Annotated in this window: 22 protein-coding genes and 2 tRNA genes; 8 read left to right on the top strand and 16 right to left on the bottom strand. The window is 69.4% G+C overall.

The features are described from left to right. Position 1: 1 nt before the first annotated feature. The 7 genes from EV380_RS00505 to EV380_RS00475 form a co-directional block, all read right to left on the bottom strand. A complete protein-coding gene (locus EV380_RS00505) occupies positions 2–2,092 on the bottom strand; it encodes an alpha-1,4-glucan--maltose-1-phosphate maltosyltransferase (protein ID WP_130448589.1) in 2,091 nt (696 codons plus the stop codon). A gap of 71 nt (positions 2,093–2,163) precedes the next feature. After that, positions 2,164–4,272, bottom strand: coding sequence for a glycogen debranching protein GlgX (glgX, locus tag EV380_RS00500; protein WP_102160472.1), 2,109 nt, complete (start codon positions 4,270–4,272; stop codon positions 2,164–2,166). 49 nt (positions 4,273–4,321) lie between these two features. Further along, positions 4,322–5,284: a 23S rRNA (guanosine(2251)-2'-O)-methyltransferase RlmB gene (rlmB, locus tag EV380_RS00495; protein ID WP_102160470.1), complete on the bottom strand. Its 963-nt coding sequence runs from the start codon at positions 5,282–5,284 to the stop codon at positions 4,322–4,324. Between the two features lie 106 nt (positions 5,285–5,390). After that, positions 5,391–6,833 carry a cysteine--tRNA ligase gene (gene cysS / locus EV380_RS00490; protein ID WP_130448587.1) on the bottom strand — a complete coding sequence of 481 codons (1,443 nt, stop codon included), beginning with the start codon at positions 6,831–6,833 and terminating at the stop codon, positions 5,391–5,393. A gap of 43 nt (positions 6,834–6,876) precedes the next feature. Continuing rightward, positions 6,877–7,365, bottom strand: a complete 489-nt coding sequence (gene ispF / locus EV380_RS00485) for a 2-C-methyl-D-erythritol 2,4-cyclodiphosphate synthase (protein ID WP_102160466.1) — start codon at positions 7,363–7,365, stop codon at positions 6,877–6,879. Further along, positions 7,362–8,138 carry a 2-C-methyl-D-erythritol 4-phosphate cytidylyltransferase gene (gene ispD, locus EV380_RS00480; RefSeq protein ID WP_130448585.1) on the bottom strand — a complete coding sequence of 259 codons (777 nt, stop codon included), beginning with the start codon at positions 8,136–8,138 and terminating at the stop codon, positions 7,362–7,364. The genes ispF and ispD overlap by 4 nt, the downstream gene beginning before the upstream one ends. A 124-nt stretch (positions 8,139–8,262) precedes the next feature. Beyond that, positions 8,263–8,745, bottom strand: a complete 483-nt coding sequence (locus EV380_RS00475) for a CarD family transcriptional regulator (RefSeq protein ID WP_102160465.1) — start codon at positions 8,743–8,745, stop codon at positions 8,263–8,265. 311 nt (positions 8,746–9,056) lie between these two features. Between EV380_RS00475 and EV380_RS00470 the strand changes: the two genes are divergently transcribed. Then, positions 9,057–9,590: a hypothetical protein gene (locus tag EV380_RS00470; protein ID WP_130448583.1), complete on the top strand. Its 534-nt coding sequence runs from the start codon at positions 9,057–9,059 to the stop codon at positions 9,588–9,590. Positions 9,591–9,672: 82 nt separating this feature from the next. On the opposite strand, the gene EV380_RS00465 is transcribed toward EV380_RS00470, so the two are convergent. Further along, the gene (locus tag EV380_RS00465) at positions 9,673–10,353 is read right to left on the bottom strand and encodes a response regulator transcription factor (RefSeq protein ID WP_130448581.1); all 681 of its coding nucleotides are present in this window, start codon (positions 10,351–10,353) and stop codon (positions 9,673–9,675) included. Between the two features lie 17 nt (positions 10,354–10,370). Further along, positions 10,371–11,552 carry a sensor histidine kinase gene (locus EV380_RS00460; RefSeq protein ID WP_102160485.1) on the bottom strand — a complete coding sequence of 394 codons (1,182 nt, stop codon included), beginning with the start codon at positions 11,550–11,552 and terminating at the stop codon, positions 10,371–10,373. Positions 11,553–11,735: 183 nt separating this feature from the next. Between EV380_RS00460 and phoU the strand changes: the two genes are divergently transcribed. Further along, positions 11,736–12,389: a phosphate signaling complex protein PhoU gene (gene phoU, locus EV380_RS00455; RefSeq protein WP_102160459.1), complete on the top strand. Its 654-nt coding sequence runs from the start codon at positions 11,736–11,738 to the stop codon at positions 12,387–12,389. A 99-nt stretch (positions 12,390–12,488) separates the two neighbouring features. Here the strand turns inward: phoU and EV380_RS00450 are convergent, their stop codons facing one another. From EV380_RS00450 to EV380_RS00440, 3 genes are all read right to left on the bottom strand, one after another. Next, complete coding sequence (locus tag EV380_RS00450) at positions 12,489–13,235, bottom strand: phosphoglyceromutase (protein ID WP_102160457.1); 747 nt, start codon at positions 13,233–13,235, stop codon at positions 12,489–12,491. Positions 13,236–13,302: 67 nt separating this feature from the next. Beyond that, positions 13,303–13,608: a DUF2516 family protein gene (locus tag EV380_RS00445; protein ID WP_102160456.1), complete on the bottom strand. Its 306-nt coding sequence runs from the start codon at positions 13,606–13,608 to the stop codon at positions 13,303–13,305. A 10-nt stretch (positions 13,609–13,618) separates the two neighbouring features. Further along, positions 13,619–14,839 (bottom strand): trans-sulfuration enzyme family protein, encoded by a 1,221-nt coding sequence (locus tag EV380_RS00440; RefSeq protein ID WP_130448579.1) that lies wholly within the window; start codon positions 14,837–14,839, stop codon positions 13,619–13,621. Between the two features lie 100 nt (positions 14,840–14,939). On the opposite strand from EV380_RS00440, the gene tmk reads away from it, so the two are divergent. The 4 genes from tmk (at position 14,940) to EV380_RS00420 (ending at position 18,505) form a co-directional block, all read left to right on the top strand. Further along, positions 14,940–15,620 (top strand): dTMP kinase, encoded by a 681-nt coding sequence (gene tmk / locus EV380_RS00435; RefSeq protein WP_130452036.1) that lies wholly within the window; start codon positions 14,940–14,942, stop codon positions 15,618–15,620. After that, positions 15,617–16,756 carry a DNA polymerase III subunit delta' gene (locus EV380_RS00430; protein ID WP_130448577.1) on the top strand — a complete coding sequence of 380 codons (1,140 nt, stop codon included), beginning with the start codon at positions 15,617–15,619 and terminating at the stop codon, positions 16,754–16,756. Before tmk ends, EV380_RS00430 begins: the two co-directional genes overlap by 4 nt. 74 nt (positions 16,757–16,830) lie before the next feature. Continuing rightward, a complete protein-coding gene (locus EV380_RS00425; protein WP_130448575.1) occupies positions 16,831–18,351 on the top strand; it encodes an alpha/beta hydrolase in 1,521 nt (506 codons plus the stop codon). A gap of 81 nt (positions 18,352–18,432) precedes the next feature. Beyond that, positions 18,433–18,505: transfer RNA gene (locus tag EV380_RS00420), tRNA-Thr, on the top strand. 84 nt (positions 18,506–18,589) lie between these two features. Here EV380_RS00420 and EV380_RS00415 read toward each other — a convergent pair. The 3 genes from EV380_RS00415 to EV380_RS00405 all read right to left on the bottom strand — a co-directional run bounded on the left by EV380_RS00415 (position 18,590) and on the right by EV380_RS00405 (position 21,051). Then, on the bottom strand, positions 18,590–19,435 hold the full coding sequence (locus EV380_RS00415) for an aldo/keto reductase (RefSeq protein WP_130448573.1): 846 nt from the start codon (positions 19,433–19,435) through the stop codon (positions 18,590–18,592). A gap of 108 nt (positions 19,436–19,543) precedes the next feature. After that, the gene (locus EV380_RS00410) at positions 19,544–20,014 is read right to left on the bottom strand and encodes a hypothetical protein (protein WP_130448571.1); all 471 of its coding nucleotides are present in this window, start codon (positions 20,012–20,014) and stop codon (positions 19,544–19,546) included. A gap of 38 nt (positions 20,015–20,052) precedes the next feature. Continuing rightward, complete coding sequence (locus tag EV380_RS00405) at positions 20,053–21,051, bottom strand: NAD(P)H-quinone oxidoreductase (RefSeq protein WP_130452035.1); 999 nt, start codon at positions 21,049–21,051, stop codon at positions 20,053–20,055. 103 nt (positions 21,052–21,154) lie between these two features. On the opposite strand from EV380_RS00405, the gene EV380_RS00400 reads away from it, so the two are divergent. Together EV380_RS00400 and EV380_RS00395 are read left to right on the top strand one after the other, a co-directional pair. After that, positions 21,155–21,242: transfer RNA gene (locus EV380_RS00400), tRNA-Ser, on the top strand. 185 nt (positions 21,243–21,427) lie between these two features. Next, the gene (locus tag EV380_RS00395) at positions 21,428–24,319 is read left to right on the top strand and encodes an ExeM/NucH family extracellular endonuclease (protein WP_130448569.1); all 2,892 of its coding nucleotides are present in this window, start codon (positions 21,428–21,430) and stop codon (positions 24,317–24,319) included. On the opposite strand, the gene EV380_RS00390 is transcribed toward EV380_RS00395, so the two are convergent. Next, complete coding sequence (locus EV380_RS00390; protein WP_242607449.1) at positions 24,316–26,454, bottom strand: FAD/NAD(P)-binding protein; 2,139 nt, start codon at positions 26,452–26,454, stop codon at positions 24,316–24,318. The genes EV380_RS00395 and EV380_RS00390 overlap by 4 nt on opposite strands. Positions 26,455–26,551 lie beyond the last annotated feature (97 nt).

Raw genomic sequence — 26,551 nt, 5'->3', positions numbered from 1 at the left:
GTCATGAGGTGGGCCTCCTGAGGTGGAGAATGTGGGCCGGTTCGACATGGGGGTCGAGCCGGACGTAATTGTGTTCGCCCCAGCGCCAAGTCTCGCCGCTGAGGAGATCTTCGACCTCGAACTGACCGTCGTCGCCGATGAGGGACGGGGTGAGATCCAATGCCTCGAGGTTCAAGGTGATGGTCGACTCGCGTGTCCCGTGCGGGTCGAGGTTCACGACGACGATGACCGTGTCGGCGCTGCCCGCGTCGTCCGGGGACCGGCGCTTCGTCTTGGAGAAGACGATCGTGGAGTCATCGGTCGACGAGTGCAGTTCCAGGTTGGCGAGGTCCCCGAGTGCGGGGTGGTCGTGCCGGATCTGGTTCAAACGGGCGAGGTACGGCGCCAGCGAGGTGCCGGCGGCCTCCGCCCCGGCGAAGTCGCGCGGCTTGTATTCGTACTTCTCATTGTCGAGGTGCTCGCCCGAACCGGGACGCGCGATGTGCTCGCAGAGCTCGTACCCGGTGTAGACACCCCACAGCGGGCTCGCCATCGAGGCGAGGACCGCCCGGAGCTTGAACGCGGCCGGCCCGCCGAACTGGAGGAACTCCGGAAGGATGTCGGGGGTGTTGACCCAGAAATTCGGCCGGAAGAACGCGGCGGTGTCCCGGGAGACCTCCGTGAAGTACTCCTCGAGCTCGGTCTTGGTGTTCCGCCACGTGAAGTAGGTGTAGGACTGCTGGAAACCCGCCCGGCCCAGGGCGTGCATCATGGCGGGGCGAGTGAAGGCCTCCGCCAGGAAGACGACCTCGGGATCCCGGGCGCTGACCCGTCGGATCAGCCACTCCCAGAACCAGACGGGTTTGGTGTGCGGATTGTCGACACGGAAAATCTTGACGCCCCGCTTGATCCACAGCTTCACGATTCGCAGGATCTCGCGGCTGAGACCCTCGGGGTCGTTGTCGAAGTTGAGCGGGTAGATGTCCTGGTACTTCTTCGGCGGGTTCTCCGCATACGCGATCGTGCCGTCGACGCGTTCGGTGAACCACTCCGGGTGTTCGATCGCCCACGGATGGTCCGGGGACGCCTGGAGCGCGAGGTCGAGCGCGACCTCGAGGCCCAGGTCGTTGGCCCGGTCGACGAAGTGCGCGAAGTCCTCTTCCGTGCCGAGGTCCGGGTGGATCGCGTCATGGCCGCCCTCGGCCGATCCGATCGCCCAGGGGGATCCGGGGTCGCCTTCGCCCGCGGTCAGGGTGTTGTTCGGGCCTTTGCGGTGCGTGCGGCCGATGGGATGGATCGGCGGCAAGTACAGGACGTCGAAGCCCATCGCGGCGACGGCCGGCAGTCGTTTCTCGGCCGTCGCGAAGGTTCCGGAGCGGTAGTGTCCGGCCGCCTCGTCGTACACGGCCCCCTCGGAACGAGGGAAGAACTCGTACCAGCCGCCACGGCCAGCCAGGTCCCGTTCGACGAGCAGCGGGAAGTGTTCGCTGCTCGTGACGAGTCGCCGAATCGGGCGGGCAGCGAGGGCCGCGCGCAAATGCGGGGCCTCGGCAGCTTCCACCCGCTCCCCCGCCGATCGCGTCGTGTCGGAGAGGAACTCCGCGACGGCGGAGTAGAGTTCCGCGTCCGCGGCGACGGTCGCAGCGTCCGCCAGCGCGTCGGCCGCTGGGCGTTCTCGCCCTGAGCGGAGGCTCGCCGCCGCGTCGGAGAACAGCCGGGCGCCTTCGGCGAGCATCAGCTCCTCTTCCATTCCAGCGGCGATCTTCACCGTCGCCGCGTGATGCCACGTCCCGTACGGGTCGTCCCACGCTTCGATGGCGAACGTCCACGTCCCAGTCTCCTCCGGCCGGAGCGTGCCGTGCCAGGAGTCGGTTCCGGCCGCCCCTGGCGTCATTCGGACGGTCTGGCTGATGCTGCCGTCCGGGGCGTAGAGAATGCCCGTGACACCGAGCGAGTCGTGCCCCTCGCGGAAAGCCGTTGCGCTGACACGCACGTCCTGCCCGACGACGACCTTGGCCGGAAAAGCCCCGCCCTCGACGACGGGCTGGACGTCCGTGACCGGGAAACGGCCGAATCGAATCTTTGCTGACCTGCGTTTCGGTGTGCTGCTCACACACTAGACGTTAATCGCCGCCCGTCCTCCCACCAAGGAAACAACGGAGAAATCCCTCGTGTTCTGCAGTATTACGCGCGGAAGACCGACACCGAGTTCGGAGCCACAGTGTGTTTGCCGCCTGCCGGGCGGACCACACCCTGCTGGGCCAGGCTGTCCGGATCGGTGCTGTAACGCAGCTCGAACCGCGCGCGTTCCGGATCCCGCCCGATGAATTCGGCCATGACCTCCCCCTGGGGAAGACACACCTCAACCGGCTCCAATCCGCCATTGAAGATGGCCAGCCCATCGAGTTCGCTGCTGGGCGAGCCGATCAGCATCTGCATCAGGCGCGTGTCCGGGTTCGTCCACTCGTCCTGCTGCAGCGGGTCGCCGTTGGAATTGAACCAGAGCAGGAAACCGGCGTCGTCGTGCGCCGGGTAGCTGTAGGGCTGATCGGACAAGAACTCCTTGCGGATCCGGAACAGGTCTCGGGTCGTGCGCAACATGCTCCGCTGATGTTCCGTGAGATTCCAGTGCAGCCATGACATGGGGTTGTCCTGGCAGTAGGCGTTGTTGTTGCCTTCCTGCGTCTTGCCCATCTCGTCGCCCGCGGTGATCATCGGGACGCCGAGCGAGATCGCGAGCGTCGCCATCACGTTCGACGCCGTCTTGAGGCGTTCGACGTTGATGTCCTGGTCGCCGGTCTGGCCCTCGACTCCGTGATTAAACGAGTTGTTGTGGCTGTGACCGTCGCGATTCTCTTCGCCGTTGTCCTCGTTGTGCTTTCGGTCGTAACTGACGAGATCGCGCAGCGTGAAGCCGTCGTGAGCCGTGACGAGATTGACGGACGCCAGGGCGCCCCGCCCGGACGAAGCGAAGAGCTCGCGGGATCCCGCGAGCGCCCCGGCAAGGCGGGCCACGGAGGCCCCTTGTTCTCCGGCCAGGAGACGGCCGTGGTCGGCCACCCAGAACTCGCGGACGGTGTCCCGGAATTTGTCGTTCCAGTCAGCGAAGCCGCGCGGGAAATGGCCCGTCTGCCAGCCGCCCATGGACACGTCCCACGGTTCGGCGATCATCTTCACGCCGGTCAGCGTCTCGGACGCGGCGATCGCGGAGAAGAAGGGATGGCTCGCCTTGAAGTGGTTGTCGGTATCGCGGCCGAGCGAGACCGCCAGGTCGAAGCGGAACCCGTCGATGTGGAACTCGTCGACCCAGTAACGCAGCGAATCCATCGCCAGGCGGATCACGGCCGGTTCGTTGAAATCGAGGGTGTTGCCGCACCCGGTGGTGTCGAAGTAGGAGCCGTCTTCGCTGTGGCGGTAGTAGTGGCGGTCCGCGAGGCCGCGCCACGAGAGTGCCTGCTGATTCTGCCCGCCCTCAGCGGTGTGGTTGAAGACGACGTCGAGCACGACCTCGATGCCGGCCGCGTGCAAGAGCTTGATCATGCCCTTGAGCTCGTCCTGCACGGCCTGCGGGCCGGCCGCCTGAGCAGCCGCCGTGGCGTACGCCTGATGCGGGGCGAAGTAGCCGAGTGTGTTGTAGCCCCAGTAGTTGGGCAGACCCATCTCCTGCAGGTGGGGCTCGTCGATGTGGAAATGGATCGGGAGCAGTTCCACGGTCGTGACGCCGATGGACTTCAGGTGCTCGATCATCGCGGGGTGCGCGAACCCGGCATAGGTTCCGCGCAGGTCCTCGGGCACGTCGGGGTGCAGCATCGTCTGACCCTTGACATGGGCCTCGTAGATGACGGTGTCGCGCCACGGCACGTGGGGCCGCGTCACGGATCCCCAGTCGAAGTCCCGCTCAGCGACGAACACGCCCCAGAAGGTGCCGTCGTCGTGCTCTTCGAGAGCGCGAGCGTACGGATCGACGAGAAGTTGACCGTTCTCCGGGTGCTCCACATCGTGCTCCCAGAACGCGTAGCGGGCGCCGGGGCGCAGCCCCTCGACCACGCCATGGTGCACGCCGTCGGTCTTGTCGAAGAGCTTGGCACGCGTCAGCTCGCCGAAGGGATCCGTGAACCAGACGTCCACGGCTTCGAGCTCGGGGGCGAACACCGCCACGTTGACGGCGTCGTCCACCCGTGGAAGCCCGGGGACGTTCGCCGCGACGCCGCGCGGGAACGGTCGCGAGAAATGGCCGGGGCCGCTTCCCGCGTTCTGCAGTGACACCGGGACATCAGCGCTGGGCTGTGCCATAGAAACCGCCTTGATGATCGAGGATGCGACGACGGTGCGCCGCAGCTCGCTAGCCGTTGCGTCGGCGCGAGACTTCGTAGAGGGAGATGCCGACGGCCATGGACGCGTTGAGGGACTCCATCGCCGAGTCGATCGGGATGGAGACGATGGCATCGCATGTTTCGCGGACGAGGCGCGAGAGGCCCTTGCCCTCCGAGCCGACGACGATGCACAGCGGCTCCGTCGCGAGCTCGAGGCCCGGCAGCTCCATGTCGCCGCCGCCGTCGAGGCCGATGACGAAAACGCCCTGGGCCTTCATCTCCTTCAAGGCGAGGGTCAGGTTGGTCGCGCGGGCCACGGGCACGCGGGCCGCTGCGCCGGCGCTGGTCTTCCACGCGGACGCGGTCATGCCGACACTGCGGCGTTCGGGCACGATCACGCCGTGGCCCCGGAAGGCCGAGACGGAGCGGACGATCGCGCCTAGGTTGCGCGGGTCGGTGATGCCGTCGAGCGCGACGAAGAGGGGCTTGCTGGCGATGTGGCCGCGGGCGGAGCGCTCGACGGTCTCGGTCACCAGGTCGACGGCGTCCGGGTACTCGTACGGCGGGATCTGCAGGGCCAGACCCTGGTGCACGGCGTCTTCGGTCATCCGGTCGAGCTCCGGCTTGCTGGTCTCGAGCACGGCGATGCCCTGCTCGGCGGCCAGCTTGAGCGCCTCGCGCACACGGTCGTCGACGTCGATCCGCGTCGCCATGTAGAGCGTCTTCGCCGGGATGTTGGTGCGCAGGGCCTCGAGGACCGAATTACGACCGGTCACGAACTCCTCCGAGACGCGGGAACGACCGCGGCCGCCGCGGCCGGCGGCAGCTTTCTCGGCCAGCTGCTTGGTGCGGTGCGCCTTGTGGTAGGTCCGGTCCTCCGCCTTGGGAGTGGGGCCTTTGCCCTCGAGCTTCTTCCGTCCGTGGCCGCCGGTACCGACGGACGGGCCCTTCTTCGACTTGCGGACGGCGCCGGGACGCTTGCCTGTTGCCATGGTGTCATTCCTCGTGGCTAGAAATCTGGGGGTCGATCACGGTTGGACCGTGGTGTCCACCAAGGCCCATTTTACCGCTCCGACCAAATCGTCTTGAGAACTTGAGCTAGGGAGCCAGCGTCCAGCGCGCGCCGCCCGCCGAATCCTCCACGACGACCCCCGCCGCTGCGAGGTTGTCGCGGATCGCGTCGGCGGCCGCCCAGTCCTTGGCGGCCCGCGCCTGCGCCCGCGCCTCGATCTGCGCCGCGACGAGCGACTCGAGCGCGGCGGACGCCGCCGGATCCCCGGCGGCTCCGGCTGTGGCGACGTCGTCGAGGCCCAGGACCTCCGTCATCGCGAGCACCGTCCCCAGCGCAGTGGTCACCGCTGATGCGTCCACCGCGGCGAGGGCCGTGTTCCCGGCGCGCACGCGCTCGTGCAGGACCGCGAGCGCCTGGGGGACATTGAGATCGTCGTCCATCGCGGCCGAGAACTCCACTGGCACCTCGGTCGCCGCGCCGTCGTTCCCGGTCAGGGAGCGGGCGTTGCGCACGAAGGTGTCGATCCGTTCGACGGCGGCGGTCGCCTCCTCGAGGGAGGTGGGCCGGTAGTCGAGCTGGGAGCGGTAGTGCGCCTGGCCGAGGAAGTAACGGACCACGCGCGGCTCGGCCATCGCGAGCATTTCGGCCGGGGAGATGGTGTTGCCGATGGATTTCGACATCTTCTCGCCCTCGTAGGTGACCATGCCGTTGTGCATCCAGAAGTTCGCGAAGTCGCCCCCGGCGGCCCGTGACTGGGCGAGCTCGTTCTCGTGGTGCGGGAAGCGCAGGTCCAGACCGCCGCCGTGGATGTCGAAAGCGCTGCCCAGGTACTTGCCGGCCATGGCCGAGCACTCGAGATGCCAGCCCGGGCGGCCACGGCCCCACGGGCTCGGCCAGGACGCGCTCTGCGGGTCGGTGGCCTTGTGCCCCTTCCAGAGGGCGAAATCCCGCGGGTCGCGCTTGCCACGCGGATCGGCATCCGAGGCGTCCTGCAGGTCGTCAACCTTCTGGCGGGTGAGCTCACCGTAGCCGGCCCACGAGCGGACGTCGAAGTAGACGTCCCCCGAATCGTCGAGGGCCGGGTAGGCGTGGCCGCGCTCGATGAGCTCGACGATCAGCTCGTGCATTTCGGTGATGTGCCCGGTCGCGCGCGGTTCGTAGGTCGGGCGCCGGACGCCGAGGGTGTCGTAGGCGCGCAGGAACTCTTGTTCGAACCGGTACGCGAGCGCAAACCATTCCTCGCGCTCACGGTAGTCAGCCGGGGCGTCGAACCCCTCGGCGAAGGAGGCCGCGGACTTCTCGAGGATCTTGTCGTCGATGTCGGTGACGTTGCGCACGACCGTGACCTCGAGCCCGCGGTACTCGAGCCAGCGGGCGAGAATGTCGAAGGCGATGGCCGATCGCACGTGGCCCACGTGCGGCATCCCCTGAACGGTGGCACCGCAGTAGTAGAGGCCTACGCGCCCCGGCGAGAGCGGGGTGAAGTCGCGGACCTTGGCCTGGCTGGTGTCGTAGAATCGCATGCTCACCGCACAAGATTAGCCCACCCAAGCGCCGGGCGGGCGGGCCGGTTCAGGCCGTGTAGACGAGCGCGGAGGCGTACGCGGTGATGCCCTCGCCGCCGCCTTCGTAGCCGAGACCGTCCGACGTCGTCGCGGTCACCGTGACGGGCGCCCCGGCCGCAGCGCTGAGAGCGGCGTTGGCCTCCTCGCGGCGCGGCCCGAACCTCGGCCGGTTGCCTACGAACTGCACGGCCACGTTCCCGATCTCGAAGCCGGCCGCGCGGACGAGGCGTGCGGCCTCGGCGAGCAGGGTCGCCCCGGAGGCACCCGCGAACTCCGGGCGGGAGGTTCCGAAGTGGGTTCCGAGGTCGCCGATGCCGGCGGCCGAGAACAGCGCGTCGCACGCGGCGTGCGCGACGGCGTCCGCGTCCGAGTGCCCGGCGAGGCCGCGCTCGCCCGGCCAGTGCAGGCCGGCGAGCATCATCGGGCGATCCTCCGCGGTCGCGAAGGCGTGCGCGTCGACGCCGACGCCGGTTCGTGGGATGACGGGCTTGTTCATGCGTGCTCCTCCCCCGCGGCGATCAACGCCTCCGCGAGCATCAGGTCCAGTTCCGTGGTGATCTTCAGGGCCCGCTCGTCGCCCGGCACGAGGTAGACATCTTCGCCGAGCATCTCCATGAGCAGGGCATCGTCGGTGACGGTCTCCGCGCGCGCCGCCGGCCACGCGGCGACCTGCCGCTGCGCCGCGACGAGCACGTCGCGGCGGAAGCCCTGCGGCGTCTGCACCGCGCGCAGCCCGCTGCGCGGCGGGGTCGATGCGACGGCCTCGGCCGCGATCGATGCATCGGGCGCCGCCCGGACGGCCTTGATCGTGTCGACGACGGGCAGCGCGGGCACCACGGCGCGGGCGCCGGCCGCCAGGGCGTCGGCGACGGCAGCAAACACCTCCGGCGGGGTCAGACAGCGCGCCGCGTCGTGCACGAGGACGTGGACCGCGTCGCCGATGGCCGCAAGCCCTGCTCGAACCGAGTCATTGCGTGTGGCGCCGCCCGCGACGGCGACGAGATGCGGGCGGGGGGCGCCGTCGTCGTGCGGGGCCGCCGCGATCGATGCGCACAGCTGCCACAGGCTGGCGTGGCCCGCGGGGAGGACGGCGACGATCTGCGCCTCGGGCAGCGCTGCCGCGACGGACGCGATGGCGCGCTCGAGCATCGGCACGCCGGCGACGGGGACCGCTGCCTTGGGCATGGCCCGGCCGAGGCGGGTGCCGCTGCCGGCGGCCACGAGGACGACGGCGGTGCGGCCGCCGCGCGGGGAGTCGCTGTGTTGCATTGGAGGTGTTGTGGGCACGATCAAACCCTATCGGGCCCGGGCAGCAGAACAGCCCGCCCACCTCTCGGTGAACGGGCTGCTTGATATCGCGGGACGCGGTACCTCCGCCTTCCTGGGCGAGGCCCTAGGAAGCGAGGACCTCGTCGAGCATGCTCTCGGCCTTGCCCTCGTCCAGCTTCTTGGCCAGGGCCAGTTCGCTGATGAGGATCTGCCGGGCCTTGGCGAGCATGCGCTTCTCGCCGGCCGACAGGCCACGATCGTTCTCGCGGCGCCACAGGTCGCGGACGACCTCGGCCACCTTGATGACGTCACCGGAGGCCAGCTTCTCCAGGTTCGCCTTGTACCGACGGGACCAGTTCGTCGGTTCTTCCGTGAACTCCGCGCGCAGGACATCGAACACATCGTCCAGACCGTCCTGGTCGACGACGTCACGAACGCCCACCAAGTCAACGTTCTCCGCCGGAACCTCAATCGTCAGATCGCCCTGGGCGACCTTGAGCTTGAGGTACATCTTCTCCTCGCCCTTGATGGTCCGCATCTTGATCTCTTCGATCCGTGCAGCCCCGTGGTGGGGGTAAACTACCGTCTCGCCAACCTCAAAAACCATTTTCGGATAATCCCCTTTCCCGTCCACTAGTTTATCACGCATCCGTTTGATAATTCGGCGAGTTGCAGCACATCGGCGCCCAGACACGTCATAATTCACCTCCGCGTAACACACGGGCGGTTCCTACGGGCCGGTAGGCCACGGTTGGCCGCCGCCCCGGCAGGTCCGGCAGTCCGCGCTCCGGTGCCACTTCGACGGCGAGTAAAAGTTTGGGGCACTTTCCGAGTAGGATTGCTTCGAATGCCGTCACCACGGGCGCAGCCTGCAGTGACATGAACATCCCGATTCGAACTTGATGAGGAGTTTGTGCAGTGATCACCGCACAGAAGATCCGCGGACGCCGTGCTCTGGCCACCGCCGCCCTCGCCGTCGTCGCCCTGAGCGCCACCAGCTGCGGCGCGATCAACGACCAGGCGACCGCCGACAAGTACGCACCGAGCGACGGCGTGGTCTTCACTGCCGGCGACCTCGAGGTCCGCAATCTCATGATCGTCACCAACGCGGCTGACGAAGAGGCCCGCGTGCTGGGAAGCCTCGTCAACAATGGCGAGAGCAACACCCGCGTGAACCTGAATGTCGACGGTACGGCCGTTTCCATCGCCGTCGCGGGCGGTTCCGTGACCAAGCTGGAAGACGACGCCAACAAGACCATCATCCCCTCCTCCGGCGAAGAGCCGGGCGCCCACACTGCCGTCACGGTGACCGTGGACGGGGAGAGCGTCGAGCAGTCCGTACCCGTGATCAACGGGGCACTCCCGGAGTACCGCCAGTACCTGCCGGGCGGCTACGAGGACGGCACCGTCGAGCACCTCAAGCACGAAGAAAAAGAGGACGGCGGCCACTAGGACCACCGTAGAAGCAGACAAGCGAAAAGGCTGCGGCCCCGGGACGTCCCGGGGCCGCAGCCTTTCCTTTTCACCGCCGGCGTCAGGCCTCGAATTTGTAGCCGAGGCCGCGAACGGTCACGAGATGCACCGGACTCGAGGGGTCCGGCTCGATCTTCGAGCGCAGGCGCTTGACGTGCACGTCGAGGGTCTTGGTATCGCCCACGTAGTCCGAACCCCAGACCCGGTCGATGAGCTGACCGCGCGTGAGCACACGGCCGGAGTTGCGCAGCAGCATCTCCAGGAGCTCGAACTCCTTGAGCGGGAAGGAGACCCGTTCGCCGGAGACGCTCACGACGTGGCGCTCGACGTCCATCCGCACCGGGCCGGCCTGCACGGTGTTCGTCATGAGCTCGTCGGGCTCGCCCTGGCGGCGCAGCACCGCCCTGACCCGGGCCACGAGCTCCCGGGACGAATAGGGCTTGGTCACGTAGTCGTCGGCCCCCAGCTCGAGCCCCACGACCTTGTCGATCTCGGAATCCTTGGCTGTGAGCATGATGACCGGGACGCTTGAACGCTGGCGCAGCTGGCGGCAGACCTCGGTCCCGGACTGGCCGGGCAGCATCAGGTCGAGCAGCACGAGGTCCGCGCCGGCCCGATCGAATTCGGTCACGGCATCGAGGCCGTTGTCGACGACCTGGACCTCGAAGCCCTCCTTCTCCAGCAGGTAGGACAACGGGTCGCTCAACGACTCCTCGTCCTCGACAACCAGAATCCGCGTCATATGGTCTCCTCTAGTTCCTAGGCGCTCTCGGCGCCGGTGGTCTCGGCGTCCGACGGCGGGCCGTCGGACGGTGTCGCTTCTTCGTAGAGCGGCAGCCGCACCGTGAACGTCGACCCCTGGCCGGGCTGCGACCAGACGGTCACCTCGCCGCCGTGGTTCGACATCACGTGTTTGACGATGCTCAGTCCGAGCCCCGTGCCGCCGGTCTGGCGCGAACGCGCCGCGTCGACGCGGTAGAAGCGCTCGAAGATTCGTTCCTGGTCGTCCTGCCCGATGCCCGGGCCCTGGTCCGTGACGGAGACCTGTACGAGCCCGTTGCGCACGCGCACGCCGACTCCGACTTTGGTGCCCTCCGGCGAGTAGCGGATGGCGTTGTCGATCAGGTTCCGGAACGCGGTCATCAGCAGGTCTGGGTCGCCGTGCACGACGACGTCGCTCGCCCCGCCGACGGTGACCGTGATGTTCTTGCCCTCAGCGGTGAGATGGTTGCGGTCGACGGCCTCGCTGATGATGCGGCCCAGTTCGACGGGCCGCCCCTGCAGGACGACGTCGGTGCCCTGCAGCCGCGAGAGCTCGATGATGTCCTGCACAAGCGCGGCCAGCCGGATGGACTCCTTGTGCAGTCGCTTCGTGAAGCGCTTGACCGCGACCTCGTCCCCGGCCGCGTCCTCGATGGCCTCCGAGAGCAGGGAGATGGCGCCGACCGGCGTCTTCAGCTCGTGGGAGACGTTCGCGACGAAGTCGTTGCGGATGGCCTCCGTGCGGGTGATCTCCGTGCGGTCGTCCGCCAACACGAGCACGTACCGGTCCGCGAGCGGGGCGACGCGCACGTGCACGACGATCGCCCCCTGGCCGAGCGGGCCGCGCGGGAGTTCGAACTGCTTCTCCTCGATGACACCGTCGGCGCGAACACGCGCGGCCAGATCGAGCAGCTGCTGGTGCACGACGGTATGCCCGCGGACCAGCCCGTAAGCGTAGGCGGCAGGATTGGCGCGGACGACGCCGTCGACCTCGTCGACGACGACGAATGCGCGACCGACGATCGAGAGGACCTCGGCGGTGCCTTCCGGCAGCGTCGGCTCGAGCACCTCGGGCAGCACGAGCCGTCGTCGCTGGCTGGCGCGGTACGCGACGAGGCCGAAGACGCCCAACAGGAGGCCCACGAGTCCTGCGATTACCAGCCACAACGGATCATTCACGTCCACCAGCTTAGGCCGTGGCCGGAGGTGCTCGCCGACGGTTCCGTTTCCCGCCGCGCTGATTCATCCAACGTTCACTTGCCGAGAGAACGCGGTTTACTTAGTAGTGTCAATGTGAACAACTGAACGAGACCGCCTTCCCACCTCTGTCGGGCCGGATGGCAGACATGAAAGGACGACAGCATGCGCAAGGTATTCCAGGCTGAGCTCCAGACCATTGGCGAAGAACTGATCAACCTGTCGAAGCTCGTCGCGGAGGCGATGGAGCGCGCGTACGAGTCCTTCTCCAACGCCGACACGGAGCAGGCCCAGGAGGTCATCGCCGCTGATGCCCGCGTCGACTTCCTGCAGAACAAGCTCGACGAGCACGCGATCGACATCCTGGCCCTGCAGGGCCCGGTCGCATCCGACCTCCGGATGATCGTCGGCTCGCTGCGCATGAGCGCCTCGCTCGAGCGCATGGGCGACCTCGCCCGGCACATCGCCCAGCTCACCCGGCTGCGCTTCCCGGACAAGGTCCTGCCGGAATCGATGACGGGGACCTTCGATCAGATGGCCGACCTGAACATCCGGATCGCCAACAAGGTCGGCGAGCTGCTCGCGACGCGCGATTTGAACCTGGCCGCGGAGATCATCGACCTGAACAAGCAGATCGACGAGCTGCACGCCGGCGTCTTCCGGGCGATCGCCGCTGACGACTGGAACCAGGACGCCCCGACGACGACGGATGTCACGCTGGCCAGCCGCTACATGGAGCGCTACGGCGACCACGGCGTCTCCGTCGCCCGCAAGGTGAACTACCTGGTCACCGGTGAGTGGGAGCCGCAGCTCGAGTAGCGGCACCGGCGTCGTCCACGGGCGTCAGACGAAAAAGGGCTCCGCCCCCGCGGTTCGCGGGGGCGGAGCCCTTTTTGTCGGCCGCTGGCGCGGCCGGGCCTACTTGCGGCCCTGGTTGGCGACGGCCTTGATGGCGTCGGCCGCGGCGTCGGGGTCGAGGTAAGTGCCGCCCGGGTTCAGCGGCTTGAAGTCCTCGTCGAGTTCGTAGACCAGCGGGATGCCGGTCGGGATGTTCAGGGAGGCGATGTCCTCGTCGGAGATGCCGTCGAGGTGCTTGACGAGCGCCCGCAGCGAGTTGCCGTGGGCGGTGACCAGAACGGTCTTGCCAGCGGTGAGGTCGGCTTTGATGTCCGACTCCCAGTACGGGAGCATGCGCTCGAGCACGTCCTTGAGGCACTCCGTGCGCGGGGCGTCGTCGCCGAGGTCGGCGTAGCGCGGGTCGCCGAACTGGGAGAACTCGGAGTCGTCTGAGATGGCGGGCGGCGGGGTGTCGTACGAGCGGCGCCACTCCATGAACTGCTCCTCGCCGAATTCCTCGAGGGTCTGGGCCTTGTCCTTGCCCTGCAGCGCGCCGTAGTGGCGCTCGTTGAGGCGCCAGTCGCGCTGGACCGGAATCCAGCCGCGGTTCGCCTTGTCGAGGGCGATGTTCGCGGTGTTGATAGCGCGCTTGAGCAGCGACGTGTAGAGGACGTCCGGCAGGACGTTGTTCGCAGTGAGGAGCTCGCCGCCGCGGGCGGCCTCAGCGCGCCCCTGGTCGTTGAGATCGACGTCCACCCAACCGGTGAACAAGTTCTTGGCATTCCACTCACTGTGGCCGTGACGCAGCAGGATCAGGGTGTAAGTCATGCTCTCATCCTACCGATCCCGCACCGCCGCGCGCCGAGTTGTGACGCGCGGAACGGCGGGGCGCCCGTCAGAAGTTGAAGGAGCCGCCGCCCTTGCCGGAGAGCGCCGGGCGCACGTCGGCCAGGTACACGGCGGCGACGCACGCCGCGACGAGCTGGAAGAGCCCCGCGCCGCCGCCCATGACGCCGAAAAAGCAGAAGAGGGCGGCGCCGGCGTTGAGCCCGCCCCAGAAGCCCTTGGACCGCTTGCCCGTGCGGAGGTAGGCCTCACCCGGGTGACGAAGCGCGTCGACGAGCGCCCACAGCGCCAGCGCGAGGCCGGCGACGGCCAGACCCCGGTAGAGGGACTGTTCGATCATGTAAGCCAGTTCCATATCGTCCAGTCTAGGACGCCGGCGCCGCCGCGCCGCTCTCGGCGCGCGCGGCCTCGAGCGCCTGGGCGAGGTCGGCCCACAGGTCCTCGACGTTTTCGATCCCGACGCTCAGTCGGATGAGGCCCGGCGGGACGCTGCCCGGCTCCGCCGCGTGGCGACGACGGCGCTCGGCGAGCGATTCCACCCCGCCGAGACTCGTGGCCGGAGTCCACAGGCGCAGACCGGCCATGACCGCGTCGGCGGCGGCGCCGTCGTCGTGCCTGAGCCCGGCGAAGGCCGGGTCGACCTCGAACGAGACGATCGAGCCGAAGCCGCGCATCTGCGTGCGGGCCCGGGCGTGCCCCGGGTCGGACGCCAGCCCCGGGTAGCGGACGCGGGCGATGCCCTCGTGCCGGGCGAGCCGGGCGGCCAGCACGTGGGCGCTGGCCTGCGAGCGCTCCGTGCGCACGGCGAGCGTGCGCAGCCCGCGCAGGGTCAGCCAGGTTTCGAAGGGGCCCGGGATCGCCCCGTGCAGGGTCCGGTAGGTGTGCAGCCGCTCGCGCAGTTCCGTGCTTCCGGTCACCACGGCGCCCATGACGACGTCGGAATGGCCGCCCAGGTACTTGGTCGCCGAATGCACGACGACGTCGGCCCCAACCTCCAGGGGCTGCTGCAGCAGCGGGGTGCAGAAGGTGTTGTCGACGACGGTGAGCACGCCGCGCTCCTTGGCGGCGGCGACGAGGGCGGGCAGGTCCGCGACCTCGAGCATCGGATTGGTCGGACTCTCGATCCAGAGCATATCGGCGCCGTCGAGCAGCGCGATCGTCGCTTCGGTGTCGGCGACGTCCGCGTGCCGGATCGTGAGCCCGGCACGGGTTTCCAGGTCCTGGACGATCGAGAGCGAGCCGCTGTAGCTGTGCCGGGGCATGACGAGCGTCCCGTTCTGCGGCATGAGCGACATGGCGGCGGCGATCGCACCCATACCCGAGGCGAAGACGAGCCCGGGCAGAGTGCACGCCTCCAGCGTCCCGAGGGCCTCCTCGAGCGGGTCCCACGTGGGGTTGGTGAAGCGGGCGTACCCCTTCTCCCCCGAGCCCGCGCCGCCCAGGCCGTGGAACGTCGAGGAGAGCACGATCGGTGGGTTCACGGGCGCGTCGGTCTCATGGGGTGGCCGGCCGAGGGAGACCACGAGGCTGTCGGCCGCCAGGCCGCGAGCGGGCTCATGCGGGGCGGGGGAAGCTGGCTCAATCATGTACAGAAGACTAGCGGCGCGGGTTCTCCACAACGCAATGAGAAGACCGCCTCGGCAGAATTTTTGCGGATAGGCTGGACGGGTGAGCCAGCAGCACCAGATTCCTCCGAACACCCCCGCCCCGGCGGCCCCGGGACCCGACGGCCTCGGCGCCTTCATCGTGTTCGAGGGCGGGGACGGCGCGGGCAAGTCGACGCAGGCCGCCCGGCTCGCCGAACACCTCGGCCGGACAGGCCGCTCCGTCCTGCGCACCCGCGAGCCCGGCGGCACCGAGATCGGCGAGAAGCTGCGCGGCCTCATCCTCGACCACGGGCACGGCACCGTGGACGCCAGGTGCGAAGCGCTCATGTTCGCCGCCTCCCGCGCGGCCCACGTCGATCAGGTCATCCGGCCCGCGTTGGCGTCAGGCGCCGTCGTCGTCTGCGACCGTTACGTCGATTCCTCAGTCGCCTACCAGGGTGTCGGCCGCGGCCTCGGCGTCGACGACGTGCTGATGATCAACCGCTGGGCCACGGGTTCGCTGCTGCCGGATCTGACGGTGCTCCTGGACGTGGACGCGGCGTCCGGGCGGCGCCGTCGCACCGCAGCCTCCGGCGCCGAGGACCGGCTGGAGTCCGAGCCGGACGATTTTCACGCGAGCAACCGCCGGGCCTTCCTGGACCTCGCCGCCGCCGAGCCCGGTCGCTACCTCGTGCTCGACGCCGCGGCCGGCATCGACGAGCTCGCGGCGCGCATCGCGGACCGCGTCGACGCCCTCCTGGGCGGGAAGGCGCGAGCATGAGCGTCTGGGACGAGCTACCGGGGCAGGAGCACGCGGTCGCGCAGCTCTCGCGCGCGGTCGAGGGCGGAAACCCGACCCACGCGTGGCTGTTCACCGGCCCGCCGGGCTCAGGGCGCTCGAACGCGGCGCGGGCCTTCGCCGCAGCGCTCCAGTGCGACGCCGGGACCGGCTGCGGCACGTGCAAGAACTGCCGGCTGGTCGCCGCCTCCAGCCACCCGGACGTGGCCATGGTGACCACTGAGAACGTCACCTACGCGATTGCGGACGTGCGCGAGCTGATCGCCAAGGCTCAGGCCAGGCCCTCGGGCGGACGGTGGCGGATCATCATCATGGAAGACGCCGACCGCATGGCCGAGCGCACAACCAACGTGCTGCTCAAGGCGATCGAGGAGCCGCCCCCGCACACCATCTGGATCCTGTGCGCCCCGAGCCCGGCCGACGTGCTCGTGACCATCCGCTCCCGCTGCCGGCCGGTCAGCCTGCGTGTGCCCAGCCGCGAGGCCGTGGCCGACCTCCTGGTCCGCCGCGACCACCTCACCGCCGAGCAGGCCGAATTCGCTGCGCGCATCAGCCAGTCCCACATCGGCGTCGCGCGGCGCCTGGCCCGCAGCGAGGAGGCGCGCCTGCGCCGCGACACGACCGTCAAGCTGCCGCTGCGGCTGCGCTCCGTCTCGGACGCTGTCCGCGCGGCCGGCGAGATCGTGGAGATCTCGACGACGGAGGCCTCCTCGTCAGCGCAGGAACGCGCCGATGCCGAGACGGCCGCGCTGCGCGAGACGCTGGGCCTCGAGCCGGACGCCGTCGTGCCCCCGCAGCTGCGGAGCCAGTTCAAGCAGGTCGAGGAGAGCGCCAAGCGGCGCGCCCGGCGCGGAATCAGCGATTCCCTGGACCGCTCGCTCATCGATCTGACGACCGTCTACCGGGACGTGCTGGTGATCCAGCTCGGTGCGGAAACCGAACTGGTCAACGACTATCTCGGCGAACCGCTGCGCGCGTACGCGGCACGTGGGACGCCAACGGATACGCTGGGCAGGATCGACCTGATCTCGCGGGCGAGGCAGCGGATCGCAGCCAACGTCACGCCGCTCATCGCGATGGAAGCGCTCATGGCGGGCCTGATCCCACGCCGGTCCTGACCGGCGCGGGCCGCGGCCCGGCACGCCGCGGATCAGACCGGAACGTCAACTCCCGTCAGGAGCGCACACGCCGCATGAGCACTGGCAGTACCCCTCCCCGTCGCACCGTTCTCCGCCCGCGCGGCGCGTTCATCCGGGCGGTGGCGGCGATCGCGGCCCTGGCGCTGACGACCTCGTGTACACCGCCCGCGCCGGGCGCCGACGAGACGTACGCCGCCCCCGTCCCCGACGCCCTCGAGGACTACTACGAGCAGTCCACGCAGTGGGAACCGTGCGAAGGCGAAAGCGGACTCGAGTGCGCCGAGATCGAGGTGCCGCTCGACTACGACGCCCCCGACGAGGAACGCATCTCGATCGCCGTCATCCGGCAGAAGGCGCTCATGCCCCGCGGCTCGCTGTTCGTGAACCCCGGCGGGCCCGGCGCGTCCGGGGTCGACCTCGTGAAGAACTCCGGATCCACCACGTTCTCGTCGTCGCTGCGCGAGAAATTCCACCTCGTCGGGTTCGATCCGCGCGGCGTGGGCCGCTCCGCCCCCGTCGAATGCCGCTCCGACGCTCAGCTCGACGCCTCCCGCGCGGGGGATTCCCTGAGCATCGGGCAGCTCGGCGCGCTGTGCGCCGAGGCCAACGCACGGGTGCTCCCCCATCTGGACACCGGCAGCGCCGCCCGCGACCTGGACATCCTGCGCGCCGCCGTCGGCGACAAGCGCCTGAACTACCTCGGTTTCTCCTACGGCACCAAGCTCGGCGCGGCCTATTCGGACCGGTTCGGCGAAAACGTCGGGCGTATGGTCCTCGACGGGGCCATGAACCCGATGCTCGGCATCGATCAGGTCACCACGGGGCAGGCCCAGCGCTTCGAGCAGGCGGTGCGCGAATGGGTCGATTGGTGCGATGACATCCGGGACTGCCCGGTCGACGGCGGCGGCGAGGCGGGTCTGGCCGAACTCGAGAAGATCATGGACCGGTTGGGGCAGGACCCGATGACGACCGCTGACGGCCGCCGGTTCGACGACCACGAACTGGCCAACGCGCTCCTGCTGCCCATGTACGACGACGGCTGGTGGGATTCGATGGTCGCCGGGCTCATGGACCTGGAGGAAGGCGACCCGGAGGCGCTCATGTCCATGGCTGACGCCCGGTCGGGCCGCCTCGACGATGGCACGTACGCGGACAACTCCTGGGACGCGTTCACGGCGATCAACTGCCTCGATTACCCGGAGCCGGCGCTCTCCGGTGCGGAGCTGGATCGGACGCTGGACGACATCTCGCCGACCATCGGCTGGTACCTGGGCGGGAGCCTCTCCTGCGCGGACTGGCCCGCCGACCCCGTGGGCAAGCTGGGCCCGGCTGAGCCGTTGAACGAGAACTCCGAGGCGCTGGTGGTCGGGACAACGGGCGACCCCGCGACGCCTTACGAGTGGTCTCAGGCCCTCGCGGACCAGCTCGCCGGCGAGGACCGTTCCAACGTGCACCTGCTGACGTACGACGGGGCCGGGCACACGGCCTACGGCCGCAGCAACGACTGCGTCACCCGCGTCGTCGACGGGTTCCTCCTCGACGGCGAAGCGCCCGAACCGGCCAAGGTCTGCTGACCACGGGCCGGGAGGCGCTCGTTTTGACCTCGGCTCGAAATCTCCTATAAAGTAGACGCTCGTGGGAAGCAAAGCCCACAGGCCTCGTTAGCTCAGTCGGTAGAGCGTTTCACTCGTAATGAAAAGGTCATCAGTTCGATTCTGATACGAGGCTCAGAGCAACGGCCGATCCGCATCGCGGATCGGCCGTTTTCTGTTTCCCGCCCCCGGCCGGTCGGCCGGGGGCGAAGAGCTGCTGCTAGCGGTAGTCGGCCTCGGCCGGGTCCCCGCCGATGCGCCCCTCGGCGCCCTTGTCCAGCGCGTCGATCGCGGCGATGTCGTCAGCGTCCAGGGTGACCCCGAGGGACTCCCAGTTCTGCACGATGCGCTCCGGGGTCACCGACTTCGGGATGACGACGTTCCCCTTCGCCAGGTGCCAGGCAATGACGGCCTGGGCGGGCGTTGCGCCGTGCTTCTCGGCGACGGCGGCGAGCGCCGACTCGCCGAGCAGGTCCGAGTTGTTGCCCAGTGGAGACCACGACTCGTGCACGATGCCCTTGGCGGCCTCGTACTCGCGCAATTCGGCCTGCGGGAAGTACGGGTGGGTCTCGACCTGGTGGATCGCGGGGACCACACCGGTGGCCTCCTCGATCTCCCGCAGCGTCTCGACCGTGAAGTTGGAGACGCCGATCGACTTCACGCGGCCGGACTTCTGCAGCTCGACGAGCGCTTTCCAGGTCTCCACGTACTTGCCGGCCTTGGGAGTCAGCCAGTGGATCAGGTAGAGGTCCACGTAGTCCAGACCCAGGCGCTCGAGCGACGCGTCGAACGCTGCGAGCGTCTCCTCGTAACCCTGGTCGCCGTTCCACAGCTTGGTGGTGATGAACAGCTCCTCGCGCGGCAGCCCCGAGGCGGCGATCGCGCGGCCGACGCCCGCCTCGTTGCCGTAGATCATCGCGGTATCGATGTGGCGGTAGCCGGCCTTGAAAGCCGCGGCCACGACCTTCTCCGCGACGTCGTCCTCGACCTGCCAGACGCCGTAGCCGAGCTGCGGGATCGCGTTTCCGTCAGTGAACTTCTGAAGTGGGGACTCATAAGTAGTCATTCACTCATCCTGCCACCCGGTTCGCTGGGGCAACAGGCATGATCGCCCACCGCGGACACGACGGCCGCGCGGGAATAAAACGAAACGCGCCGAGGTTTGGACCGTTTCTTAACTAAGGGTCGTGACGGCGTCTTGCGCCGCCTGCACGCCCGCCGCCACGGTCTGGGCTCTGCGGGCCACGTTCTCGAGCGCGTGCAGGTCGTTGCCGGTTGTGCCGGCGCCGATCGGTTCGACCTCGAGGCGCGCCATGGCGGCCGCCTGGGCGGCCATCGCCAGGTCGTTCGCCGCCTTGGACAGCGCGCGGTGCACGACGTCGGCCCCGGCCGGAATGTTGTTGCCGGCGCTCGGCTTCACGGCCTGGGCCCGTCGGCACACGTCTCGAACGGGACCCTGCAATTCTGCCAGCCCATTGGCGATCGTCACGAGCCCGTTGTACAGCTCGTCGCCCTCAATCCCCTCGAGGACCTGATGGAAGCGGTCGAGGCCGCGCTCGAAACGGTCGTGGGCGCGCCGCCACACGCCCTGCCCGAGCTCCTTGTCGTCGCGGCGGGCCTCGCGCAGACCAGCGAAGAATCCCATTCGTACATCTTGCCACGGTACGACTCCGACCTCCGGCCTCAGTCGACGACGAGCAGGACCTTGCCCCGGTGCTCTCCGGAGTCGAAGTACTCGTGCGACTCGCGTGCCTGACTCAGGCCGAACACCCGGTCCGTCGTCACGGTGAGGTGCTTGTGCGTGATCATCGGCCAGACGTGCTCGCGCACCTCCTGCATGATCCGCGCTTTCTCCTCGGCAGGGCGGGCGCGCAGGGTCGTGGCGATGATCCGGCCGCGGCGGGCCATGAGTTTGGAGAGGTCCAGCTCGGCCCGGGCGCCACCGGTCATCCCGATGACCACGAGCCGCCCGCCTGTGCCGAGCGCCTCGACGTTGCGTTCGAGATACTTGGCCCCGACGACGTCGAGGATGACGTCCGCCCCGGGCTCGTCCCTGTCATTGGTCGCCTCGCGGATGCGCTCGACGAAGTCCTCCGCGCCGTAGTCGATGACGACGTCGGCGCCGAGCTCGCGCGCGTACTCGAGCTTCCCGGCCGTACTGCCGGTGACGGCCACGTCGACCCCGTAGGCGGTCATGATCTGGATCGCCGCCGAGCCGATGCCACCGGAAGCACCGTGCACGAGCAGCCGTTCCCCCGGCTCGATGCCGGCTTCCATCACGAGATTGGACCAGACGGTCGCCGCGGCCTCGGGCAGGCCAGCGGCGTCGACGAGCGAGACGCCTGCGGGGACCGGCACGGTCTGCGCGACGGGCGCCACGACGTACTCGGCGTACCCGCCGGCGGCGAGCAGCGCGCACACGTGGGCGCCGTCGTCGTACCCCTGCCCGATCTGGACGCCCGGGCCGCGCTCGACGACGGTTCCGGAGACCTCGAGGCCCGGGATGTCGCTCTCGCCGGCGGGCGGCGGGTAGACGCCGCGGCGCTGGGCGACGTCGGCCCGGTTCAGGCCGGCGGCCGCGACCTTGATGAGGACCTCGCCGGGCCCCGGCTGCGGGACGGGGCGGGTGGCCACGTTGATGACATCCGGCCCTCCGGCCTCGGTGTACTCGATGGCCCTCATCGTTTTCTTCACGGGTGCTCCTCGGATCGCGGGGGTGCTTCCCTTGCCACGGTAGTCCACCGCTTTGGCGAGAATCGCGGTCAGCGCCTAAGGTTAAGACTCTGGATGGTTGTCCGAGCGGCCTAAGGAGCCGGTCTTGAAAACCGGTGTGCGGCGACCCCGTACCAAGGGTTCAAATCCCTTACCATCCGCGTGAACGAAGGGAAGCAGCGCCACAGCGGCGCCGCTTCCCTTCGTCGTTTCCGGCCGCGCTCCGTTTCTGCCGCGCCGGCGGAGCTTGTGCATCTGCCGGCAACCGTGACGCAATGCACAGTTCATGAGATTCTGGTGAAGTATAAAACGTTTGCTAAACACTTCCCCACCAGAGGAACAACCAGTGCGCACACATCATCTCGCCCGCCCGACAGCTCTCGCGGCGGCCCTCCTGGCGACGGCCCTCGTCGCCCCGGCCGCAGCGGCTGCCCCGGTCGGCACCGCCGACGACGGGGCCGGCGTCGTCATCAACGAGGCCTACCTCTCCGGCGGCAGCGCCAATGCCGCCTACACCCACAAGTTCGTCGAGCTCTTCAATCCGACCGACGAGGCCGTCAGCCTCGACGGCTGGAGCCTGCAGTACCGCTCGGCCACCGGCGAATCCACCCCGCACGGCCTCACGGAGCTCACCGGCACCGTCGCCCCGGGCGGCCACTTCCTGATCTCCGGCGGCTCGAACGGCGACAACGGCGCCGACCTGCCCACCGCCGATGTGGTGGCCGGCGGTGGTTTCAACCCCTCGGGCAGCCGGGGCACGATCGTGCTGGCCGAGACCGACACGCGGCTCTCCCTGCCGACCGGGTCGATCATCGGCGTCGAGAACGTCGCCGACGTGCTCGGCTACGGTGCGACGAACACCTACGAGACCGCGCCCGCGACCGCCCCGAGCGGCAACTCGGACCCGAAGTCGCTCAACCGCGCCGAGGGCGTCGACACGGACGACAACTCCGCTGACTTCAAGCTCAGCGGCTCCGTCACGCCGACGTCCTCCACGGGCGCCGGCGAGGAACCCGGCGACGGCGGAGAGCCCGGAGACGGCGAGGAGCCTTCAGGTCCGGCCGTCGAGGTCGAAATCGCCGAGATCCAGGGCGAGGGCGCGCGCACTCCCCTTGCCGGCGAGCGCGTGAAAACCCGCGGCGTCGTCACGGCGGCGTTCCCGTCCGGAGGACTCGACGGCTTCTTCATCCAGACCCCCGGCACCGGCGGCGACATGGAATCGAGCGCGAGCCACGGCGTGTTCGTCTACGCGCCGACCCTGGTCTCCGAGGTCGCCGTGGACGACTACGTCGAGGTCACCGGCACCGCGACCGAGTACTACGACCTGACGCAGGTCGACGCCACCTCCGGGGCCGTCTCCGTGCTCGACGAGCCGGCCGAGGCCGTCAAACCCCTGACCGGGCCGTGGCCCGCCGCGGACACCGAACGCGAGAAGTTCGAATCGATGCTCTGGCAGCCCGAGGGCGACTGGTACGTCGGCGACAACTACTCCCTGAACCAGTACGGCGAAGTCGGGCTGGTCTTCGGCGAGAGCGACCTCGTCGCGGGTGAGCGCCTGCTGCCGCAGCCGACCGACGTCGCGCCCGCCGGGTCCGAGCTGGCCACGGCGGTGGCGGTCGAGAACGCCCAGCGTTCGATCACCCTCGACGACGGCTCGACCACCGACTACGTGCGCAACAACGCCGCGAAGGGCAGCCCCCTTCCGTATCTGGACGCCGACACCCCCATCCGAGTGGGAGCCGAGGCCACGTTCACGGCGCCGGTCGTGCTGCACTACGGGTTCGGCGAATGGCGCTTCCAGCCGCAGGAGCAGGTCACGGGCGCCGACCACCCGGCCGTGCCGGCGTCGTTCTCCGATACCCGGACGAAGGCACCGGCCGAGGTCGGCGGCGACGTGAAGCTCGCCTCCTTCAACGTGCTGAACTACTTCCCCACCACGGGTCGCGAATTCGTCGACGAGCTCGGCGGAAACTGCTCGTGGTACACGGACCGCGACGGCGCCCCGGTGACCACCAACCGCTGCAACCCGAACGGGCCGCGCGGAGCGGCGGACACTGAGAACTTCGCGCGGCAGGAAGCCAAGATCGTCGCGGCGATCAACGCACTCGGCGCCGACGTCGTCTCCCTCGAGGAGATCGAGAACTCGGCCGCGTTCGGCAAGGACCGCGACTTCGCGCTCGCGACCCTGACTGCCGCGCTCAACGAGGACCTCGGCTCGGATGCGTGGGCGTTCGTGCCCAGCCCCGCCGAGCTGCCCGCCGACGAGGACGTGATCCGCACGGCGTTCATCTTCAAGAAGGCCGCCGTCAAGCCGATCGACGAGTCCGTGATCCTCACGGACTCCGACGCCTTCTCGAACGCCCGCGAGCCGCTCGCCCAGGCGTTCCAGGCCAAGCACGGCAACGCCGACACACGGTTCTTGGCCATCGTCAACCACTTCAAGTCGAAGGGCTCGGACCCGAAAGACGGCTCCGGCAACGCCGACTCGGGTGACGGGCAGGGCGCCTGGAACGCTGCGCGCGTCGGGCAGGCCGAGGCCCTCGTGGCCTTCGCGGACGGGCTGAAGCGGGAGCGGAACACCGAGAAGGTGTTCCTCACCGGCGACTTCAACTCCTACACGCAGGAGGACCCGATGCAGGTGTTCTACGAGGCCGGCTACGCCAACCTCGGCGCCAAAACGGAGCACACGTACCTCTTCGCCGGGCTGGTCGGCTCACTCGACCACATCCTCGGTTCCGAAGCGGCAACCGCGACCGTGACCGGTTCTGCGGTGTGGGACATCAACGCGGACGAGCCGATCGCGCTCGAGTACAGCCGCTACAACAACAACGTGACGGACTTCTACGCCGCGGACCCCTACCGCGCGTCCGACCACGACCCGGCGATCGTCGGGATCGAGGCTCCCGCAGCCGGCGGTGGCAATTCCTCCGCCGCCTGGGAGAAGTCCGCGACGTACCGTGCCGGCGACACCGTCTCGCACGCGGGCGCCGAGTTCGACGCCCTCTGGTGGACCCGCGGCGAAGAGCCGGGCAGCCGGGCGTACGGAGCCTGGGCCGAACGGGGCGAGAGCCTCGCTTGCGCCGCCGTCGGCGACGCCAGCGCGTGGACCTCGACGGCGGTCTACCACGGCGGCGAGACCGTCGTCTTCGAGGGCCGGGCGTTCGAGGCGAAGTGGTACAGCCGCAACCAGGCGCCAGGTGGCGCCTGGGGACCGTGGGCGCCGGCGGGCGACTGCTAGCGCGCCAGGCGCAACAGTTCCACGGCGACGGCGTCCGCATCCGCGAGGGTGCGGGCGCCGTCGTCGTACGAGCCCCCGGCCTCGGCCGCGATCGCGGTGCCCCACTGCACGCCTGAGAGCTGCAGGCCGAGAACGAAGATCGACCGGTGGGCGATCCCGCTCGCATCGACGAGGCGGTACGGGGTGCCGACGACGTCAAAGCCCGGCCCCGGGACCGTCTCGCCGTCCTCGGTGGGGATCGGGATGGGACGCGCGAGGCCGTCGGACTGCAGGCGCTTGAGCAGCGGCGAGGCCGTCTGCGCGACGCGGTTGGCCGGCATCATCGCCTCGAGCATGTGGTGGGCGGTCACGGGCGGGGCGTCGACCCAGCGTGAGGAGGCGGTGAAGACGCCGGAGTACTCACCCTCGTCATCGAGCGTGAACACGGGGTCCGGCCCCAGGAAGGTGACGACGCCGGCGCGTGCGAGGGCGGCGAGCTCCTCGATGCGCCGCAGGGGCGGGCCGCTGGCCGCGCCCTCGACGAGCGGTTCGAACCACTTCTGCACCTCGTCGGTGCGCGAGACCTCGTCGATGAGCGACTCGGCGACGAGCCGCTTGGTCAGCAGGCGGCCGGCGTGCAGCGCCCCGATCGCCATCTTCAGCGGGTCGTCCTCCCCCGCGGCCGAACCGGCCGCGTCGGCCTCCAGATACTCGAGCACCGCCTGCTGGTAGGCGTCCGCGCTCGTGAAACCGCGCTTGGCGAAAGGCGCCCCGAGCGCGGGCACGTCCAGCCAGCCGACCTCGGGCGCCATGTCGTCGACGAGGTCGGCGACCTGCGAGCGCCAGACCTCCTGGCCGTGCACAGGGGTGCCCTGCACGTTCTGTTCGGGGTGGATCTGCGCGTCCAGCAGCACGTCGAGGCGGGCCAGGAACTCGTCGACGTCGCGGAAACGTTCCGGGGCCACGCGCGCGGCGACCCGGTAGTACGTGCGCAGCACGTCGCGGTGCAGCAGCGGCCAGATGTGCGCGTCGAACCCCACCTTGCCGCGGGGCTCGCCCGGCGCGCCGGCGGCGGCGAGCGCGTGCACGCGTTCGAAGGTCAGGTAGACGAGCTCGACGCTCGGCGGCACGAACGCCGGCACCTCGACCTTCGCCCGGTACGGCGCCCCGCGCCGCGACGCGGCGAAGATCTTCGGCTCTCGCCCGCTGCGCCGGTAGTCGAGCGCGCGGCCCGGCCCGGCGCCGGTGGGCACGAAGTCGCCGCCACGGGCGGTGGTCAGTTGCGCCAGCGCGTCGAAGAAGTTCAGCCCGAGCCCGCGCACGAGCAGCGGTTCGCCGCCCGGGAACGCCGCCCAGTCGACGTCGGAGGGCACGTTCGGACCCTGGTAGGTCAGCCCGAGCTCCTCTGCGCGGCGCCCGGCGGCGGCCTGCCGCGGGTTCAGCTCCGCGGGCACGTGCCCCACGGCCAGCACGACGGCGTCGCTCGCGACGGCCTCGGGTACGTGGGAGTCGACGCCGGCCGCGCCCGGGCGCCGGTCGCTCAGCCCGGCCGTGGGGGCGATGCGGCCGCGGGAGGTGCGCACGGCGTCGTCGTGTGCGGTCAGTTCGATCCGGTAGTCCGCGCTGCGGCGCTCGATGCCGACGGCGCTCGCGCGGAGGTGCTCGACGGACTCGACGTCCGGGTGGGCGCTCAGGCGGGCGACGACGGCGTCGTGCACGTGCTCGAGGTAGCGCCCGTAGAGGGCGCGGGAGGGGTAGTCGCCGGGGCCGAGGTCGGCGAGCTCCCGCTGCTCGACGGGGGCGAGGACCGCGCCGTCGCCGCCGAGCCCGCGCCACTGCTCGAACGTGAGCCCGGGCCCGTCGCCCTCCCGCGGCGGGGCGACCGTCGGATACATCGCGGGGGTGTTCATGAGGAAAAGACGCGACTGGGCGCTCGACCACACGTGACCGGAGCCCGGCCGGTAGGGCTCGACGATCTGGATCGCGAGGCGGGCGGGCGTGCTCGCAGCTGACCCTTCGGCGCGCGGTTCGCCGTCGTGCGGCGACAGCTCGCGGTCCCGCCGATCGGCCTCGAGGCGCGCCAGCAGGCGTTCGAGTACGGACGTGCCGCGCGGGCCCGCCCCGATGACCGTGACGACGTACCTCTCGCGGGACAATGGGGCTCCTCCCTGCCCGGGCCCGGGCATGCTGACGCGTCGAATTACTTCAGCCGCCGTCCCGGATGGACACGGCGGCAACCCCTTCAGCCTAGCG

This window comes from Zhihengliuella halotolerans (assembly GCF_004217565.1).
Taxonomy (GTDB): domain Bacteria; phylum Actinomycetota; class Actinomycetes; order Actinomycetales; family Micrococcaceae; genus Zhihengliuella; species Zhihengliuella halotolerans.
This window is presented reverse-complemented; position numbering and strand designations above follow the sequence as displayed.